General features: G+C 33.3%; 12 protein-coding genes. 10 read left to right on the top strand and 2 right to left on the bottom strand.

Going from position 1 to position 18221, the window contains the following annotated elements; all coding sequences use genetic code 11:
* Positions 1-17: 17 nt before the first annotated feature.
* Complete coding sequence (locus N4A42_RS09730; RefSeq protein ID WP_294073370.1) at positions 18-1262, top strand: peptidase U32 family protein; 1245 nt, start codon at positions 18-20, stop codon at positions 1260-1262.
* On the top strand, positions 1262-1492 hold the full coding sequence (locus N4A42_RS09725; protein ID WP_294073368.1) for a ferredoxin: 231 nt from the start codon (positions 1262-1264) through the stop codon (positions 1490-1492). The genes N4A42_RS09730 and N4A42_RS09725 overlap by 1 nt, the downstream gene beginning before the upstream one ends.
* Before the next feature lie 52 nt (positions 1493-1544).
* Here N4A42_RS09725 and N4A42_RS09720 read toward each other — a convergent pair whose 3' ends face one another.
* A complete protein-coding gene (locus N4A42_RS09720) occupies positions 1545-2948 on the bottom strand; it encodes a peptidoglycan DD-metalloendopeptidase family protein (RefSeq protein ID WP_294073366.1) in 1404 nt (467 codons plus the stop codon).
* A gap of 193 nt (positions 2949-3141) precedes the next feature.
* Between N4A42_RS09720 and N4A42_RS09715 the strand changes: the two genes are divergently transcribed.
* The 6 genes from N4A42_RS09715 to N4A42_RS09690 all read left to right on the top strand — a co-directional run bounded on the left by N4A42_RS09715 (position 3142) and on the right by N4A42_RS09690 (position 8994).
* Positions 3142-4326 carry a regulatory iron-sulfur-containing complex subunit RicT gene (locus N4A42_RS09715; protein WP_294073364.1) on the top strand — a complete coding sequence of 395 codons (1185 nt, stop codon included), beginning with the start codon at positions 3142-3144 and terminating at the stop codon, positions 4324-4326.
* On the top strand, positions 4310-4810 hold the full coding sequence (locus N4A42_RS09710; RefSeq protein WP_294073362.1) for a gliding motility lipoprotein GldH: 501 nt from the start codon (positions 4310-4312) through the stop codon (positions 4808-4810). The genes N4A42_RS09715 and N4A42_RS09710 overlap by 17 nt, the downstream gene beginning before the upstream one ends.
* Positions 4811-4818: 8 nt before the next feature.
* On the top strand, positions 4819-7173 hold the full coding sequence (locus tag N4A42_RS09705; RefSeq protein ID WP_294073360.1) for a transglycosylase domain-containing protein: 2355 nt from the start codon (positions 4819-4821) through the stop codon (positions 7171-7173).
* Between the two features lie 92 nt (positions 7174-7265).
* Positions 7266-7967 (top strand): CoA transferase subunit A, encoded by a 702-nt coding sequence (locus N4A42_RS09700; protein ID WP_294073358.1) that lies wholly within the window; start codon positions 7266-7268, stop codon positions 7965-7967.
* Positions 7968-7969: 2 nt separating this feature from the next.
* A complete protein-coding gene (locus tag N4A42_RS09695) occupies positions 7970-8623 on the top strand; it encodes a 3-oxoacid CoA-transferase subunit B (protein ID WP_294073356.1) in 654 nt (217 codons plus the stop codon).
* Between the two features lie 245 nt (positions 8624-8868).
* Positions 8869-8994, top strand: coding sequence for a hypothetical protein (locus tag N4A42_RS09690; RefSeq protein WP_294073354.1), 126 nt, complete (start codon positions 8869-8871; stop codon positions 8992-8994).
* Here N4A42_RS09690 and N4A42_RS09685 read toward each other — a convergent pair.
* Positions 8989-10680, bottom strand: coding sequence for an ABC transporter ATP-binding protein (locus tag N4A42_RS09685; protein WP_294073352.1), 1692 nt, complete (start codon positions 10678-10680; stop codon positions 8989-8991). The two genes, N4A42_RS09690 and N4A42_RS09685, sit on opposite strands and share 6 nt — an antisense overlap.
* A gap of 212 nt (positions 10681-10892) precedes the next feature.
* Here N4A42_RS09685 and N4A42_RS09680 point away from each other — a divergent pair, with 212 nt between their 5' ends.
* Positions 10893-14738: a M14 family zinc carboxypeptidase gene (locus N4A42_RS09680; RefSeq protein WP_294073350.1), complete on the top strand. Its 3846-nt coding sequence runs from the start codon at positions 10893-10895 to the stop codon at positions 14736-14738.
* 214 nt (positions 14739-14952) lie between these two features.
* Positions 14953-18221: immunoglobulin-like domain-containing protein (locus N4A42_RS09675; RefSeq protein WP_294073348.1), on the top strand; the 3269-nt coding region annotated here is incomplete at its 3' end.

Raw genomic sequence — 18221 nt, 5'->3', positions numbered from 1 at the left:
AAAAATTTAAAAAGAATATGCAAAAGATAGAACTTATGGCACCTGCAGGTAATTTTGAATCTTTACAAGCAGCGTTAGATAATGGAGCAGATTCTGTATATTTTGGTGTTGAGCAACTTAATATGCGTGCAAGAGCATCTATTAATTTTACTTTAGATGATTTGCCTGAGATTTCTAAACGATGTGTAGCAAAAAATGTGAGAACATATTTAACGCTTAACACTATAATTTATGATCACGATTTATCTATAGTAAAAACATTAGTAAAAAAAGCTAAAGAAGCTAATATTACTGCTGTAATTGCTATGGATCAAGCCGTTATTGCAATTGCAAGAGAATATAATATGGAGGTGCATATTTCAACTCAAATTAATATCACCAATATTGAGACTGTTAAGTTTTATGCCATGTTTGCAGATACTATGGTGTTAAGTAGAGAGTTAAGTTTACGACAAGTAAAACACATTACAGAGCTAATAGAAAAAGAGCAAATAAAAGGTCCATCAGGTAGATTGGTAGAAATAGAAATTTTCGGTCATGGTGCATTATGTATGGCAGTTTCAGGGAAATGTTACATGAGCTTACATGCTTATAATTCTTCGGCAAATAGAGGAGCTTGTAAACAAAATTGCAGAAAAAAATATACAGTTGTTGATCAGGAAACTGGTTTTGAAATGGAGTTAGATAATGAGTATATAATGTCTCCAAAAGATTTGTGTACCATAGATTTTCTAGATCAAGTAGTAGATGCTGGTATTAAAGTTTTAAAAATAGAAGGTAGAGGAAGAGCTCCAGAATATGTAGCAAAAGTTATTAGATGTTATAGAGAAGCTATTGATAGTATAGAAAATAGCACTTATTCTAAAGCACAAGTTATATCATGGATGCAAGATTTAGAAAAGGTGTATAATAGAGGTTTTTGGAGTGGTTATTATTTGGGGCAGAAGCTAGGTGAATGGAGTAAGGGTTCTGGTAGCCATGCTACACAGAAGAAAGTGTATATAGGTAAAGGGGTACACTATTTTCCTAAAGCCAAAATAGGGGAGTTTAAAATTGAAGCTTATGATATTTCTATTGGAGACTCCATTTTAATTACTGGCCCTACAACTGGCGCAAAGGAGTTTAAGCTAAATGAAATGTTAGTTAATGATGAATCTCTGGATAAGGGAAAAAAGGGAGATTCTATTACTATTCCCTTAGATTTTAGAGTGAGACCGTCAGATAAATTGTACAAGATTGTTGAGAACAAAGTAGAGGCTTAATGGTTGTTATAACGTTACAGCGTAACAAATGTATTGGTTGTAATTATTGTGTAGAGTTAGCACCACAACAATTTCAAATGTCTAAAAAAGATGGGAAATCTGTATTGTTACATACTGAAGAAAAGAAAGGTTTTTTTACGCTTAAGTCAAAAGATTATGAAATTTTAGAACCATGTCAAAATGCTTCAAAAGCTTGTCCTGTAAATATTATTACAGTAAAAGATGTTTAAAAAAAGTGCTTCGTTTTTATTTCTGAAGCACTTTTTTTCCTTAGATTTTTATCTACTTTTTTATAAGTTTAATGGTTTTCTTTTGGTTTTGTTCGCCAATAAGAGTTACAAAATATAAACCGTTAGATAGTGTTCCCATATTAAGTTGAGTAAGACCATTGGCAGAGGTTTCTTTTATGCTTATGACTGTTTTTCCTAAAACATCCACCACATTGGCAGATTTAATTTTTGTTGTTGAATTAATTGTTACAACATCATCAAATGGATTTGGGAAAATAGATGTATTATCTAAATTTTTATCTTTTATACTTAAAGCACCTACATTAAATGTATGTGTAGTAGTTTCTCCCAAATAGGTAACTTCCCATTTCCATTCACCTTCAACATCTGGAAAAGCATTCCATCTCCACCAAGAGAGTTGATAGTTATCTGTTAAGTTAAAATTCCAATTATATAAATCCGTGTTATCGGGTTTTATAATTCTAAGGTTTAAAAAAGTATCAGATTCTTGATCTTTTAAGTATACAGCAAAAAAGACCTCGTCGTTTACATTAAATTGATTGCTTAAATTAGTGGTTTCTGCATTAGGGCAATCATTAAATATAGGATCTGCAGTATGAGTTAATGCAGCATTTACAGTCGGATTTGAATAGGGTTTTTGAGATTGCCACCAAGATTCTGTGTTAAAAGTATTGCATGTGCCAGCGTAAGGGTCTACTAATTGTGTGTAAGTACTATTGGTATGTACTTCAAAATGTAAATGTGGTCCTGTAGAAACTCCAGAACTTCCCATAATGCCTAAATATTCACCTTCAGTAACCATATCTCCAACATTTTTAGAAGTTAAAGAACCGCTTTTTAAATGCCCATACCAAGCAATGCTTCCATCGTAATGTTGTATATATACTGCATTCCAAGGTGTTGTTGTGTTAAAATTGCAACTTCGATCAAAATTGCCATCACTTTTGTGAATAATTTGTCCAGCAGTTGCAGCAATGATTTCAGCTTGGTCATTATCCATGGCATACCATGCAAATGGCCACGAAAAAATATCTATGCCTTGATGATTGTACCCACTGGTAGTATCGTAAGTTTTTGTGCCGCAAAGATAGTCGGTTATTTGGTTTGGATAGTTTGGGTTATGGTCTACATAATTAGAAATTCCCCAAATCTCATTATAAGCTGTGCTTGCAGATTTTTGAACAGGCCAAGCAAAGAGAGGGTGAGTTCCACCTCTTCTTTTAGTGTTAGAAAATGCTAGTTTGTTTGTGTGTTTTAATAAATCAATACTTTCTTTTAGTTCTTTAAGTATGATTTTACGTTGTACCTTAGTTAAGCATTCAGAATTTTCAGTATTCCTAATAAATTCTCCACCAAAGGCTTCAGAAGGAGAATTTTGAGCATAATTTAGATTAAAAACTAAAAAGAAAACAAGTAAAGTAATTTTAGACCTCATGATTTAAATATATTGATTTTAAATAGCATCGGAGATACTTGATAATGTGAGCATTAAGATAAAAAATATTTTATAAAAATCTGTCAGTCAATTAATTAATAAACTGAGGAAATAATATTACCTTTACTCATTAATAAATTATGAATCCTTTATCTAAGTTATAACGCTTAGATTCTATATATATAACTCTTTTATGGCCTGTAACAGTTGTACAACTGCTAAAGACGGTCAGCCAAAAGGATGTAAAAGCAATGGGACTTGCGGTACTGATAACTGTAATAAACTCACGGTTTTTGACTGGCTGGCGAATATGTCACTTCCAAACGGACAAGAACCCTTTAAAGGGGTTGAGGTGCGTTATAAAAACGGAAGAAAACTATACTATAAAAATACAGAGAACCTTGCGTTAAGCATTGGTGATATAGTTGCAACTCAAGCAAAGACTGGACATGATATAGGTATGGTTACCTTAACTGGCGAGTTGGTACGAGTGCAAATGAAGCGTAAAAAAATTAATATTGAAGACGCTGAAAATGTATTAAAAATTTATAGAAAAGCATCTCAAAAAGATATTGATATTTGGTCTAAGTCTCGCGAAAAAGAAGAACCAATGAAGGTTAAGGCAAGGCAATTTGCTATTGATTTAAACCTTAAAATGAAGATATCTGATATTGAATATCAAGGAGATGGAAGTAAAGCAACTTTTTATTATACCGCAGAAGAACGTGTAGATTTTAGAGAATTAATTAAGGTTTTTGCACGAGAGTTTAGAACAAGAATAGAAATGCGCCAAGTAGGTTTTAGACAAGAAGCAGCTAGATTAGGTGGTATTGGTTCTTGCGGAAGAGAATTGTGTTGCTCTACTTGGTTAACCGATTTTAGATCGGTAAGTACTTCAGCAGCTAGATATCAGCAATTATCTTTAAATCCATTAAAATTGGCAGGGCAATGTGGTAAATTAAAGTGCTGTCTTAATTACGAGTTAGACGCTTATCAAGATGCTTTAAAGTCATTTCCAAAGAAGGAAATTAAATTGTATACTGAGAAAGGTGCAGCAGTATGTCAAAAGACAGATATCTTTAAAGGATTAATGTGGTATGCTTATGAAGGTGAGTGGATGAATTGGCATATTATTACTACAGAACAGGCAAACGAAATCATCGCAATTAATAAGAAAAAACAAAAAGTTGCTAGTTTAGAAGAGTATGCTTCAGAGCATCTAGAAGACACTAAAACAGAATTTGAAAACGTTGTAGGACAAGACAGTTTAACACGTTTCGATAATCCAAAGTCAAAAAAGAAACGTAAAAATAATAGGAACAGAAATAAAAATCGAAACAAAAACCGCAATCAAAAACAAAATGCAAAAAAGAACTAGTTTGTTATTACTAGCACTTGTTAGTTTATCTTTAGTTACAAGTTGCGATTCTAAAATGGTATATGACGAATATAAATCTGTTCCGAATGAATGGCATAAAGACTCTATAACAAGCTTTAATTTTAAAGCTCCAGATACCATTAATAATTATAATCTTTTTGTTAATCTTAGAAATACTAATGATTATAAGTTCAGTAATTTATTTCTTATTGTAGAATTAAACTATCCTAATGGAAAAGCCATTAAAGACACTTTAGAATACAAAATGGCAGCACCAAATGGTGAGTTTTTAGGATCTGGTTTTACAGATGTTAAAGAAAATAAGTTGTGGTATAGAGGCTATCAGTCGGCATTTCATTTTACTGAAAATGGTGATTATAGTGTAGATATTCAGCATGCAATGCGAAAAAATGGAGATGTTAATGGAGTAGAAAATTTAGAAGGTATAACAGATATAGGTTTTAGAATAGAAATAGTGCAATAAGTATAATTATGGCAAAAAAGAAAACAACAAAATCAAAAGCAGAAGTAATTGACTTTTCGAAATATGTAAGATGGTTCTGGATGCTTTTTTCAGGTGGAATTCTAGCAGTTGTACTTTTATTTTTATTTGCTTCTTGGGGATTTTTAGGTGAAATGCCAGATCATACCAAATTAGAGAACCCTGAAACCAATTTAGCTACTGAGATTATATCCTCAGATGGAAAAACCTTAGGTAAGTTTTATTTTAACGATAATAGAACACCAGTTAGTTATGAAGATTTACCTAAAAATTTAGTAGATGCTTTAATTGCAACTGAAGATGCACGTTTTCACGATCATTCAGGTATTGATGCTAGAGGAACTTTGCGAGCCTTTTTCTTTTTAGGCGGTAGAGGTGGAGCCAGTACAATTTCTCAGCAATTGGCTAGACAGTTATTTGTTGGAGTCGCATCTCAAAGCACACTCGAAAGACTTACACAAAAAATAAAAGAATGGGTTATTGCAATTAGGTTAGAAAGACAATACACCAAAGAAGAGATTATTGCCATGTACTTCAATATTTATGATTTTGGTAATAATGGTGATGGTATTCGTTCTGCTTCAAGAATTTATTTTGGTAAAGAACCTAAAGATTTAGACATGAAAGAATCAGCAATGTTGGTTGGAATGTTTAAAAATTCATCACTTTATAACCCAAGACGAAATCCTGTTGGAGTTAAAAATAGGCGTAATGTGGTTTTGGCTCAAATGCATAAGTATGAATATCTCTCAGAAGAGGTGAAAGATTCATTACAGGCAACGGAGCTAGATTTAAACTACACACCAGAAACTCATAACCAAGGTATTGCTACTTATTTTAGAGAATACCTTAGAGGCTTTATGAAAGAATGGGTAAAAAAAGAGGAAAACAGAAAGCCAGATGGTAGCAAGTACGATATTACTAGCGACGGTTTAAAAGTATTTGTAACCATTGATTCGCGTATGCAAAAATATGCAGAAGAAGCTATAGCAAAGCATATGCCAAGACTTCAAGCAGAGTTTGATCACCAAAATACTCCAAAGCGAAACCCAACAGCCCCATTTTTAGAATTAGATAAATCAGAGATAGATAGGTTAATGAAAAATGGAATGCGTAGAGGAGAACGCTGGAGGATTTTAAAGAACCAAGGAAAGTCTAATAAAGAAATAGAAGCGTCATTTTATAAACCTGTAGAAATGCGCGTTTTTAAATGGATAGATGGTGAAGTAGGTGAAGTAGATACGGTGATGAAGCCTATAGATTCTATGCGTTATTACAAATCGTTTTTGCATCCAGGTATGATGTCTATGGATCCTTCAAACGGTCATGTAAAAGCTTGGGTTGGTGGCATGAATTATAAGCATTTTAAGTACGACATGGTGAAGCAAGGTAAGCGTCAGGTAGGTTCAACCTTTAAGCCTTTTGTGTATGCTACTGCTATAGACCAATTGCAAGTGTCACCTTGCGATTCTTTCCCAAGAACACCAATTACTATTGAGGCAGAGAAATTTGGAAATCCAGAACCTTGGACGACTAAAAATTCCGATGGCAATTACTCAGGTAAACAAACCTTAAAAGATGCTTTGGCGAGTTCTACCAATACAGTTACAGCGCGTTTAATGAATGAGATTGGTCCGCAACCCGTAGTAGAAATGGCAAAAAAACTTGGTGTAGAACAAGATATTTTACCTGTGCCTGCTATTGCTCTTGGTACAGCAGATATTAGTGTATATGAGATGGTTGCAGCCTATTCTACCTTTGCTAATAAGGGAGTTTATAATAAACCTGTAATGGTAACACGTATTGAAGATAAAAACGGAACGGTATTGTATCAAGTAGCTCCAGAAAGTAAGGATGTGCTAAGTGAAGAAGTGGCTTATGTTACGGTTAATTTAATGGAAGGTGTTACACAAGCTGGTTCTGGTAGACGTTTAAGACATACAGGTGTTGATAAGTATAATCCAATGTATCGAGAGATAATGACAGGTTATCCATACGAATTCAACAATCCTATAGCTGGTAAAACTGGTACCACGCAAAACCAAAGTGATGGTTGGTTTATGGGTATGGTGCCTAACTTAGTTACAGGTGTTTGGGTAGGTGCAGAAGATAGAGCGGCTCATTTTAGCAGTATTACTTACGGACAAGGAGCTTCTATGGCTTTACCAATTTGGGGTTTGTATATGAAGGCGTGTTATGCAGATAAAGATTTAAATGTTTCTAAAGATGAATTTGAAGAACCTTCTGAGCTTAATATTAACATAGATTGTACAGCTTTAGATGAAGGTGATCTTGGTTCAGACACAAACGAAGAAGAAGAACAGCCAGATGTTGTGGACTTCTAAGATTTACTAAAGCCACACCCTTATTTTATAACTTTAAACTATTTATTTAGCACTTTGTTTTGTATTTTTCCAAAAGGAAAAATATTAAACTTATGATTAATAAAAAAGTAGCTAATGTTACTGAAGCTTTACATGGAGTAAAGGATAATATGACCTTTATGCTTGGTGGTTTTGGTTTATCTGGTATACCAGAAAACTCAATAGCAGAGCTTGTAAAGTTAAATGTTAAAGGATTAACCTGTATTTCTAATAATGCAGGTGTAGATGATTTTGGTTTGGGTTTATTACTTCAGCAAAAACAAATCAAAAAAATGATATCATCTTACGTTGGTGAGAATGATGAGTTTGAACGCCAAATGCTATCAGGTGAGCTCGAGGTAGAATTAATACCACAAGGAACTTTAGCAGAACGTGCAAGAGCAGCTCAAGCTGGTTTCCCAGCATTTTATACTCCAGCAGGTTACGGAACCGAAGTAGCAGAAGGAAAAGAAACTAGAGAGTTTAATGGGAAAATGTATGTTTTAGAACATGCGTTTGATGCAGATTTTGGTTTTATAAAAGCTTGGAAAGGGGATGCAGCAGGTAATTTAATTTTTAAGGGTACTGCACGGAATTTTAATCCTAATATGTGTGGTGCTGCCAAGATAACTGTAGCAGAGGTAGAAGAACTAGTGCCAGTTGGTGAGTTAGATCCTAATCAAATTCATATACCAGGAATTTTTGTGCAACGTATTTTTAAAGGTGCGCATTATGAAAAACGAATTGAGCAAAGAACTGTAAGACAAAGAAGTTAATTATGTTAGATAAAAACGGAATAGCTAAGCGAATTGCTAGAGAGGTTAAAGATGGATATTATGTTAATCTAGGTATAGGTATACCAACTTTGGTGGCCAATTTTGTGAGAGAAGATATTGAAGTAGAGTTTCAAAGTGAAAACGGAGTTCTAGGTATGGGGCCATTTCCTTTTGAAGGAGAGGAAGATGCTGATGTTATTAATGCTGGTAAACAAACCATTACTACATTACCAGGTGCATCTTTTTTTGATTCAGCAATGAGTTTTTCTATGATTAGAGGTAAGCATGTAGATTTAACCATACTTGGAGCTATGGAGGTTGATGAAAACGGTGATATTGCCAATTGGAAGATACCAGGGAAGATGGTTAAAGGTATGGGAGGTGCTATGGATTTAGTTGCTAGTGCAGAAAATATTATCGTTGCTATGATGCATACAAATAGAGCAGGAGCTTCAAAATTATTAAAAAGATGTTCTTTACCTCTAACAGGTGTTGGTTGCGTAAAAAAAATAGTAACAAACATGGCTGTTATTGAGGTAACTTCACAAGGTTTTAAATTGTTAGAACGTGCACCAGGTGTTTCAGTAGTGGACATAAAAAATGCTACAGAAGGGCATTTAATTATTGAAGGTGAAATACCAGAAATGCAGATATAGATAATACTTCTTTTAAATCCTAATAATTAGCCACATTTTATATGTGGTTTTTTTGTAGGAAATTTCAATTTTATTTACTATAAATGTTAAAAAAATACGTATTTTATCGATTAATAACGTAATACAACTTGTTTTTTTGAAAATTATTGCATCTTAGTAATCCCAAATAACAAATTAAATTAACCTAAATTTACCATAAACTTAATTTATTGATTTTGCCCCAAATCTAGCATAAACTAAAGCTTATGAAAACCAAATCAAATCTACCAGAACCTACTTTAAATGAAAATCTATTGTTTTCAAATTTTAAAAGCACCATGAGAGTTGTTTCTGGTGTTTTTAAATTAACTAAGAAATTATTCATGCTATAATCCTTTCGGAATAGCATGAATTAATTTTTTGGTGTAATCTTGTTTAGGTGATTTGTAAATTGTATCAGCATCTCCTATTTCTTCAACTTTTCCTTTATTCATAACTAACAATTGATCTGCCATATATTTTACAACAGCAAGGTCGTGAGAAATAAAAATGTAGGTAAAACCAAATAGAGATTTTAATTCGTTTAATAAATTTAAAACTTGCGCTTGAACAGAAATATCTAATGCAGAAACAGATTCGTCACAAACAATAAGTTGAGGTTTTAATGCAATAGTTCTGGCAATACCAATTCGTTGACGTTGACCACCAGAAAACTCGTGAGGATATTTATAAAAACAAGATTCATCTAAACCAACCTTTATTAATAGGTCTAAAACTTTTTGTTTTCGCTCTGCATTAGAAGTTCCTATACCATGTACTTTCATAGGTTCCATAATAGCATTACCAACGGTTAGTCTTGGGTTTAATGAGGCAAATGGATCTTGAAATATAATCTGAATCTCTTTTCTTAATTCTCTAAGTTCAGAAGATTTTAAATTCGTAATATCTTTTCCTTTGTATTTTATGATGCCTGATGTTACTTTATCTAATTGGGTTATGGCATTACCGAGTGTTGATTTACCGCAGCCAGATTCACCAACTAGTCCAAGCGTTTCACCAGGATAAACCTTAAAGCTTACTCCATTAATAGCTTTAAAAGCACTGTTTTTTGAAAAGAATCCTTTTTTTGAGAGATAAACTTTTTCAATATCAATAACCTCAAGCAGTGGTTTTTGTGAATATAAGGCTTTGTGATGTTCTGTTCTGTTAGATTCTGATATGATAGAATTATCAATATCTTCACTCATAAAATCTGCTATAGTAGGTAGTTTTTTTAACCTATAATCTGTAGATGGTCTTGCTCCTATTAATGCTTTAGTATAATTATGCTTAGGCTGTTTAAATATGAATTCGGTTTTTCCTTGTTCTACAATTTCACCTTTGTACATTACCAAAACCTTATCTGCAAGCTCAGAAACTAGTGACAAGTCGTGAGAAATAAAAAGAATGCTCATCTTGGTCTCTTTTTGTATATCTTTTAATAGACTTAATATGTCTTTTTGTACAGTAACGTCAAGAGCAGTTGTTGGCTCGTCTGCAATAAGTAATTTAGGTTTAAGAGCAATAGCCATAGCAATCATAACCCGTTGCTTTTGACCACCAGATATTTCGTGAGGATAAGACTTAAATACTCTTTTAGGGTTAGGGAGTTTTACTTTTTCAAAAAGTGAAAGTACTTCGGCTTTAATTTCTGATTTAGATAATTGAGAATGTAATTTTAATATTTCTTCAACTTGTTTTCCGCATTGCATTGATGGGTTTAATGAACTCATGGGTTCTTGAAAAATCATTGCAATTTCATTACCTCGTATTGCTTGAAATTCTTTATTAGAAAACTGAGTAAGTTCTTTTTTATCAAAGCAAATAGAACCAGAAGTGATTTTAGATATGGCTTTAGGTAGCAAACCCATTATGGCAAGTGACGATACAGATTTACCTGAGCCAGATTCTCCTATAATAGCAACTATTTCATTAGAGTGTACTCGAAATGATATCGATTTAATGATTTCCTTTTCTTTACTACCATCTATAAATGAAATAGAAAGATTATCTATTTTAAGCAAATTTTGTTCAGCCATATGTAAAAATAAATAAAATCAATAATCAAAGGTTATAGTGTTTTTATTGCTCTTAAGAATTGATTTAAATATTGTTTTTATAAATCTCTGATTGTGAGTTATTAAGTTCTTTCAAAATACACTTAATCGATTTTTTATGCATTTAATCTAATTTTTAAAATATTTTATAATATATTAGCCGAAAGAAAATTCATTTTAAAGCCTCAAAGCAAATGAAAAAGATTACTATAACTCTATCAGTTATCTTATTATTTCTGGTCACTATAAATGCTCAGAATCTAGAAAAAATTAAAGCCGAAAATTATATTGAAACTAAAGGTGAATTGACATTCACTTTTCAAATGAGTACTACTGGTTTAAAAGACTTTGAAAATAAATTATCTATAGTTCATTATGATCCAGATAGCAATATTGTAAAAGCTTGGGCGAATGAAGAACAATTTAGATTTTTTGAAGCTTTAAATATTCCTTATCAGGTTCCTGAAAATGAAAATGAAGTTGACGAAAATTCTATCTATGATGTAAGACCTTTAGCAAGTAGAGGTATGATGTCTACACTTACCTTTCCATTAGGAAGTTACCCAACTTATGCAGAATACGCTCAGCAAATGCAAGATTTTGAAGACGATTATCCTGCTTTAGTAGAAAAAGTAAGTATAGGTGCTACAGGACAAGGTGACAAAGAGCTTCTGTTTGTAAAGATTTCTGATAATGTATCTGTTGACGAGGCTGAACCAAAGCTAATGTTTACCTCATCTATGCATGGTGACGACATTGCAGGTTACCCTATGATGCTAACATTAATTGATTATATATTAACGGTATATAATGATACAGGACACACAGACCATGCCAGAGTAAAAAACTTAGTAGAGAATGCTGAGATTTGGATTAATCCGAGCGCAAATCCTGATGGAACTTACCATAACAGTGCATCTAACACTTCTGTCGCAAATGCAAGACGAGGAAATGGCAACAATATAGATCTTAACAGAAATTATCCAGATAACGTTCAGGGAGCTCATCCAGATGGTGAAGTATATCAAACAGAAACCATTGCATTTATGAACTTTGCTGACCAACACAATTTTGTTATTGCAGCAAATTTTCACGGAGGTACAGAATTGGTAAATTACCCTTTTGATAATGCTTATGCTTCATCGCAATACACACATGCTGACGGTGATTGGTATGAGTTTGTTGGTGTAGAATACGCAACGCATTGCCAAACAGATGCTAATGCTGGTAACACATCAACACCTTCTTACACAAATAAAGCATCTTATATGACGGATGATGAGGATAGTAGTGTTTATCCAAGCCCTGGTGTAACCCATGGAGCTGAATGGTATCGTGTATATGGAGGGCGTCAAGATTATATGAATTTTTATCATCAATGTAGAGAAACAACTATTGAGCTGTCTGACACTAAAATTTTACCTGAAAGCTCTCTTATAGATTACTGGTATTATAACAGAGATGCACTGTTAGATTATTTAACACAAGGTACTTATGGATTTAGAGGTGTTGTAAAAGATGCTTCAACCACAAATACAATAGAAGGTGCTACTATTACAGTTGTTGGGCATGATGCCTATGGTTCTGAGGTTTCTTCAGATACTAATGGTGATTTTTACAGACCAATAAAAGGTGGTACTTACAATTTAACAATTAGTGCACCATGCTATCAGTCAGTAACATTAAGTAATCAATCTATTTCAGATTATACTATTGTAGACTTATCAGATATTTTGTTAACACCATTAACACCATCTATACCTAATAGTTTAAATGCAACAGCAATTACAGCAAGTACAGCAGATTTAGGTTGGACGTCTTCTGAAGCTACCTTTGATTTAAGATATAGAGAGGTTGGCTCGGGCTCTTGGACAGATGTTTTAGGATTGTCTACAAACTCTAACAGTCTTTCGGCTTTAAATCCAGATACAAATTATGAATACCAAGTGCGTTCTAAATGCGAATCAAATACTTCATCGTATTCTCCTAGTTTCTTATTTGCAACATTAACAGTAAGTTATTGTTCTTCATCAGGAACTACTCAGTATGAAACAGGTGTGACACGAGTTGTTTTTGGTGATATTGACCATGTAGATGGTCCATTAAAAGATAACGGATATGAGAATTTTACTAATATAAGTACTAATGTTACTCAAGGAACAACAGTAGACCTTACAGTTAGAGTTAATACAGATGGGGGTTACACGGTTCATGCATTTGCATGGATTGATTGGAATAAGAATGGGGATTTTAATGATAGTGGAGAAGAATATGATTTAGGCGATATAACTAATGTGTCAAACGGAGCTTTGCCAACATTATCTATTGCAATTCCTGAGAGTATGAATTTTGGTAATACAAGGATGAGAGTTTCTGCTAGGTACAATGATAATCCATCATATTGCCAAAATGATTTTGATGGAGAAGTTGAAGATTATACTGTGAATGTAAGATATAATGGTTTAAGATATTCAGGAGGTACTTGGATTCCAAGCGCACCAAGTGGATCTACATCTTCAGAAGATGTACTTGTTGAAGAGGGCACTTATAATGTGAATTCTGCAATTAGTGTTAATAACATTACAGTAAACTCAGGTGCTACTATAAATGTTGATAAAAGTGAATCAATTACTGTAGCAGGAAACATAACTAATAATGGGGAATTTATTTTAAATTCAGATTCTAATGAGTTCTCAAGTTTAATGGTAGATGGCACAGTAACAGGGGATATTAAGTATAACCGTTATGCAAATTCAAATGCAGGTGGTAATGATTTAATAGCTCCTCCTGTGAGCGGTCAATCGTTTGTAGATTTCTTATCTAACAATAGCAATGTTTTGTCTAATTCAGGCCAAACCTTATATTTATTTGGACCTTTTGAAAAACCTTCTAATGATTATGTACTGTTTGCAAACAATGAAACAGCAAACTTAGAAGCTGGTAAAGGTTATAGAGTGGCATCAACAGATAATGGAACATTTACATTCTCTGGTAATGTAAGTACAGGAAATGTTACAGTCCCTATAGTAAAAGTAGGTTCTAACTTCGATAAATGGAATTTAATAGGTAATCCTTACACAACTTATATTTCACTTGCAGATTTCTTAGCAGCAAATATCTCAGAATTAGATCCGTTTAGTGCAGCTATCTATGGATATGATGCAGACACTTCTAATGGGAGTAATTGGACCATTTGGAATTTAGCATACTCAGATGCAAACCCAGGAGCATTAATTGCACCAGGACAAGGGTTTTTTGTGTCTTCTAAAAATGGTGGAGCAAATATATCTTTCACACCATCAATGAGAGCTATTGGAACATCTGATGATTTTATTGCAGGTAGAAACAATAATACTATTGGACATTCTATTTTAAGAATGACAACTTCAGAAAATACTTTTGAAACGGAGATATATTTTAATGATAATTCAACTTTAGGATTAGATTTAGGATATGATGCCGAACACTTTGGTGGAGCGCCATCAGGTTTTTCAATCTATTCTAAGTTAGCAGAAAATAATCAAGGTTTAGATATGGCTATTCAATCTATCAGTACTAATGATATTAGTGATACAACTGTAATTCCTTTAGGTGTTAATGTGGCATCAGGGCAAGAGGTAATGATTAGCATAGAGAACACTAATGTAACTCAAGATATTTATTTAGAAGATATTGAGACAAATACTTTAACACAATTAAATACATCTAATTATAGTTTTACTCCAGATACAGATTTAACAGATACAGGTAGATTCTACTTAAGATTTGGACAGAGTACTTTATCAACTAATACTTCAGAACTAGATAATATATTAATATATAATAATGTTGATATAAAACAGTTAATAATAAGAGGTTTGTTGAATTATGAAACCACATTGACACTTTTTGATATACAAGGAAGAAAGGTGCTAAGTAAAGACTTAGATATGAATAGTGTTATAAATACGATAAATACAAATAGTCTTGTAAAAGGTGTTTATCTAGTTCAACTTAATAATAAAGAACACTTAATGACTCAAAAGATCATTATTAGGTAATATTGAATATATGATGATACAAAAAGCTCATGAATTTCATGAGCTTTTTGTATTTTAAGTACTAAAGTAACCGCATTCTTACTTTTGATTACGGTTTTTCCGCACATTTTTAAAATTTAGGGTAATAAATTAGTATGACTAGTTTTTTGAGGCGAATAATTGGTTAATTTCAAGCAGAAAGCTATTAATAAATTTATCATTTAACCCTAACATTATGAGATTAAAATTATTATTGTTCATCGCAATGATGACATCGACCATTATATGGTCTCAGAGTAATGACTTATGGCAAAAAACACGCTCTAACACCAGTACTACTCTAAAAGAAAACCATCAATCTTTAAAAGAGTTTCATACATTTAGTTTGAACATTGATGCACTAAGGCAATCCTTAAATGGTGTTGCGAAACGAAACAATTTTTCTGTTTCATCAAACACTATTTTATCTTTTCCAAATTCTGAAGGAAAACTAGAGCGCTTTTCAATCAAGGAAGCGTCTGTAATGCATCCTGATTTGCAAGCAAGGTTTCCAGATATTAGATCTTACGTTGGTCAAGGAATAGACGATGCGTCTTCTATACTAAGGTTTAGTGTTTCTCCTGAAGGATTTAGTGGAATGATGCTTTCATCAAACGGAAGAAATACTTTTATAGAGCCAATAAACCAAGGCTCAAACAACTATATCATATTTAACAGAAAAGACAGAATAAATTATAATAATGATTTTGAATGTTCTGTTTCTGAAGACATAAATACTGCAATAGGCAGTGGTTTTGCTTTAAGAAATGCGGACGATTCTATTTTAAGAACCTACCGTTTAGCAGTTTCTGCAACAGGTGAATATACTCAATTTCATGGAGGTACAAAAGCACAAGCTTTAGCTGCAATTAATACCACAATGACAAGAGTCAATGGTATTTTTGAAGTAGATTTTAATGTCACCATGATATTAATTTCTAACACTGATGATGTTATATACACAAGCACATCTTCTGATCCTTATGGTAATTCCACAAGTGGTTATAATTCTCAACTACAGAACACCCTAACATCTGTTATAGGAGAGTCTAATTACGATATAGGGCATTTATTTGCTAACCTTCAAAACAATGGTAATGCAGGTTGTATAGGGTGTGTTTGTGTTAATAACCAAAAAGGAAGTGGTTGGACTTCGGCTACAAATCCTGTTGGTGATGCTTTTGATGTAGACTATGTCGCTCATGAAATGGGGCATCAATTTGGTGCAAACCATACTTGGACGCATGGTGGTAATGAAGGTACTAATGTACAGTTTGAGCCTGGAAGTGGTTCTACCATTATGAGTTATGCAGGTATTACTGGTACTAATACAGATGTACAGCCTAATGTGCACCCTAATTTTCATGCAGCTTCAATAGAGCAAGTTACCGATTATATAAAAACAACAAGTTGTCAAACTAACACCAATACAGGTAACGCAGTGCCTATTGTAAATGCAGGATCTAATTATACAATTCCTAAAGGAACACCTTTTATTTTAGAAGGCTCAGCTACAGATGCTGACACACCATCTAACGCTCTAACCTATAGTTGGGAGCAACTGGATGAGAATAATGCATCTAGTACAATTCCTAGTGCAACTGCAACTACAGGTGTAGCTTTTAGGGCTTACGAGCCAAGCTCAGAATCTTATAGGTACTTTCCAAGATTAGAAACTATAAAAACAGGAGCGACTTCATGGAAATGGGAAGTAGTGCCTAATGTAGCAAGAACATTAAACTTTAGACTTACTGTTAGAGATAATGTTGCAGGAGGCGGAACCAATAATAGTGATGATATGGTGGTTACTGTTAATGGTACTGCAGGTCCTTTTGTTGTAAACTCACCTAATACAAACGTTACATGGAATGCTGGTACAACTCAAAATGTAAATTGGGATGTTGCAGGTACTACAGCAAATGGTGTAAATGCAGCTAATGTTGATATTTTATTATCAACAGATGGAGGAGATACTTATCCAATAACTTTGGCATCAGGTGTTGCGAATGATGGCTCACACGATATTGTTGTTCCTGATAATCAAGGAACTCAAAACAGAATTATGGTAAGAGGGTCTAATAATATATTTTTCGATATATCTAATACCAATTTTATAATTGGTCCACCAGTAGTTTGTAGTGCAGATGTTCCTACTGGTTTAGCAGCATCTAACATAGCCGAAACTACAGCAACATTAAGTTGGACAGCTGTGCCAGGAGCTACTTACGATTTAAGATATAGAGAAACAGGAGCTTCTAGCTGGACAACAATAGCAGTAACTGGAGTGTCTTCAAATCTATCAGGCTTAACCGCTCTAACACAATATGAAGCTCAGGTGAGAAGTAAGTGTTCTGGAGGATCAAACTCTGCATATAGTAGCTTAATTAATTTTACGACAACAGATGTGCAATTAAACTATTGCAATTCTGCGAGTACAAATGTTAATGACGAATATATAAGTAGAGTGCAATTAAATACTATAGATAATACATCTGGAGCTCAATTTTATTCAGATTTTACTAATATTTCTACCACTCTAACTAAAGGCTCTCAATATACCATAACGATTACTCCAACATGGACAGGAACAGCTTATAATGAAGCTTATGGTGTTTGGATAGATTATAATAGAGATGGTGATTTTTCAGATGCAGGTGAAGAAGTATTTACTTTAGCACCAACACAATCAACACCAGTAAGTGGTAGCTTTACGATTCCTTCTGGTGCAGTAGAGAACTCTACAAGAATGAGAGTAACTTTACGCTATAACCAAATTCCTGGTCCTTGTGATAGTTTTACTTATGGTGAAGTAGAGGATTACACAGTAGTAATCGAGGGAAGTGGACCAGATACGGAAGCACCAGTTATTACTCTAAACGGATCTTCTACTTTAGATTTAGAATTAGGGGATACTTATACAGAATTAGGAGCAACTGCAACAGATAATGTAGATGGAGATTTAACTTCTAGTATTGTTGTTGGTGGAGATGTTGTAAATACAAGTTTAGTTGGTTCTTATACGGTGACTTATAATGTAAGTGATGCAGCAGGTAATGCTGCAACAGAAGTTACAAGAACTGTAAATGTAAATGCAGACACAACACCACCAGTAATTACTTTAATTGGAGCATCAACTATAAACTTAAATGTTGGTGATGCATATAATGAGTTAGGTGCAACAGCTACTGATAATTTTGATGGTGATATTAGTGCAAATATTGTTATTACAGGATCAGTTAATACATCTAATGCAGGTACATATTTTGTTAATTATAATGTAAGTGATAGTTCTGGTAATGTTGCTGCTCAAGTTACAAGAACAGTAAATGTAAATGCAGATACAACACCGCCAGTAATTACATTAATTGGTTCATCTACAATAAATCTTACAGTTGGTGATACTTATACAGATCAAGGAGCAACAGCTACAGATAATCTTGATGGAGATTTAACAAGTAGTATTGT

The organism is Winogradskyella sp. (assembly GCF_025210595.1).
GTDB lineage: Bacteria > Bacteroidota > Bacteroidia > Flavobacteriales > Flavobacteriaceae > Winogradskyella.
This window is presented reverse-complemented; position numbering and strand designations above follow the sequence as displayed.